Source organism: Streptomyces sp. NPDC051776 (assembly GCF_040681345.1).
Classification (GTDB): Bacteria; Actinomycetota; Actinomycetes; order Streptomycetales; family Streptomycetaceae; genus Streptomyces.
In genome coordinates this window covers 1-2,605 of the sequence record NZ_JBFAYQ010000145.1, presented here as the reverse complement: position 1 = coordinate 2,605, position 2,605 = coordinate 1, and the positions used below count along the sequence as shown (strand labels likewise).

At 72.6% G+C, this 2,605-nt stretch carries 1 protein-coding gene; it reads right to left on the bottom strand.

Annotation, left to right across the window (positions count from 1 at the left end; translation table 11 throughout):
- Positions 1 to 2,605, bottom strand: a 2,605-nt coding sequence (locus AB0M26_RS31760) for a type I polyketide synthase (protein WP_365266470.1), incomplete at both ends; no start/stop codon positions are given.

The window sequence follows — 2,605 nt, the reverse complement described above, 5'->3', positions numbered from 1 at the left end:
CCGACCAGCACCAGATGACCCGCACCCTCCGCAGCCGCCCACCGAGCCACACGAGCACCCAACGCACCCGTACCACCCGTCACCAACACCGTCCCGCGGGGACGCCATCCCGCCTCCTCGCCCACCGCGGGGACACGTTCGAGCCGGCGACCGAGGACGCCCGACGGGCGGACGGCCACCTGGTCCTCCGGGCCACTGCCGAGGAGGATGCCCCTGAGGCGGCTGGTGGCACGGCGGTCGAGGACTTCCGGGAGGTCGATCAGTCCGCCCCAGCGGTCCGGATACTCCAGCGCCGCCACCCGGCCCAGACCCCACACCGCCGCCTGCCCGGGATCCGGAGCACCGTCAGAGCGGCCCACCGACACTCCACCGTGCGTCAGCACCCACAGCCGGCCGCCAACGCCCGCGTCTCCCAGCGCCTGAAGCAGTACGGCGACGGTGGCGGGGCCGAGCGGCAGGTCCTCTGCGTCGGTTCCGGCGAGTCCCGCGAAGGCGAGGACGCCCTCGATGGGGTTCCCGTCCATTGTCTCGCGCAGCCGGTGTGCGAGCGCGGTACGGTCCGTGCCGGCGCTTCCGGTGACGTTGGCGGTGATGACGCGGTCCGGGCCGCCGAGGGCGGTGGTGAGGGCGGTGACCGACGGGTCGTCATCGTCCGGCTCGCCCGGAAGGACCAGCAGCCAGCGGCGGTCGGTGAAGTCCGGTGCGGCGACGTCCCGTTCGGTCTCGGCGGGCTTCCACACCACGTGGTAGTGGAGAGCCTCGACCGCGGTCTGTTGCTGCTGCCGCTTCCGCCAGGAGGCCAGTGCGGGTACGACCGCACCGATCTGGTCGGCCCCCAGTCCCAGCGTCTGTGTGAGCGCGTCGACGTCGTGGCATTCGACGGCCTCCCAGAAGCGGTCGTCGGCGGTGTCGGCCGCGGTCCGGGCGGGGGTGGCAGACCCGTCGGCCGCCGCGAGACCGTGGTCGAGCCAGTAGCGCTCGTGCCGGAAGGCGTACGTCGGCAGGTCCACGGCCGGGGTGGCGGGCACCGCGCCGAACACCGGTGTCCAGTCGACGTCGGTGCCGTGGACGTACAGGTGGGCGAGGGCGCCGTACAGGCCGAGAGTCTCGGGGCGGTCCTTGCGCAGCGTGGGCGTGAGCTGCGGACCGGGCCCGTTCGGACCGTCGGAGAGACAGGCACGGGCCAGGGCTGTGAGGGTGCCGTCGGGGCCGATTTCGAGGTAGCGGGTGACGCCCTGCTCCTGGAGGCGGCGTACCTGGTCGGCAAAACGAACGGGCCGCCGGACGTGGTCGGTCCAGTAGTCGGGCGTGCACAGGTCGCCGGGGTCCACCGGGGTGCCCTCGGCATCGGAGACGATCGGGATCCGCGGCGGGTGGTACGCCAGGCTCTCGGCAACGCTCCGGAAGTCCCGCAGCATCGGTTCGATCAGCGGAGAGTGGAAGGCGTGGCTGACCCGCAGCCGGGTGGTCCGGCGGCCGAGCGCCTCGATCCGTCCGGCGATCTCCACGACAGCCTCCTCGGCGCCGGAAATCACTACGGACTGCGGCCCGTTGACGGCAGCGATGCCGGCCTCGGCTTCCCGCCCGTCCAGCAGCGGCAGCGCCTCCTCCTCGGATGCCTGCACGGCGACCATCGCCCCGCCCTCCGGCAGCGCCTGCATCAACCGCGCCCGCGCGGCGACCAGGCGGCAGGCGTCCTCCAGGGACCACAGTCCCGCGACGTACGCTGCCGCGAGCTCGCCGATGGAGTGCCCCGTGAGAACGTCCGGGCGGACGCCCCACCACTCCAGCAGCCGGAACAGCGCCACCTCCAGCGCGAAGAGAGCGGGCTGCGTGAACTCCGTACGATGCAGGGCCTCTTCGTCGTCGCCGAAGACGATCTCCCGCAGGGACCTGCCGAGTTCATGGTCGAGATGAGCGCAGACGGCATCGAACGCCTCGGCGAACACCCCGAAGCTCTCGTACAGTTCACGGCCCATGGCGAGCCTCTGCGATCCCTGCCCGGCGAAGAGGTACGCGAGACCCCCTTCGGAGTCCGCCGTGCCGACGGTGGCGGCGGGCGAGGATTCGCCGCGGCCGACGGCCTTCAGGCCGGCGAGAAGAGCGTCGCGGTCCTCGCCGACGACAGCGGCACGGTGTTCGAAGGCGGACCTGGAGGATACGAGCGCGTGCCCGAGGACTGCGGGGCTCAGCTCCGGGTGGGCCTCGATGTGCGCGGCCAGCCGGGCGGCCTGGGCGCGCAGGGCCTCATCGGTCCGGGCGGAGACCAGCCAGGGCAGCGCCGCTACGGGGGGCCGCGGAGGGGGCGGGAGTTCCGTTTCCTCCGCGGGGGGCGATTCCTCCAGGACGACATGGGCGTTGGTGCCGCTGAGCCCGAATCCGGAGACTCCGGCGCGGCGCGGGGCGTCGCCGTTGTGCGGCCAGTCCCGCTGCTCGGTCAGCAGCTCCACGGAACCGGCCGTCCAGTCGACGTGCGACGACGGCTCGTCCACATGCAGGGTCCGCGGCAGCATCCCGTGCCGCATCGCCAGCACCATCTTGATCACACCCGCGACACCCGCAGCCGCCTGCGTATGACCGATGTTCGACTTCACCGACCCCAACC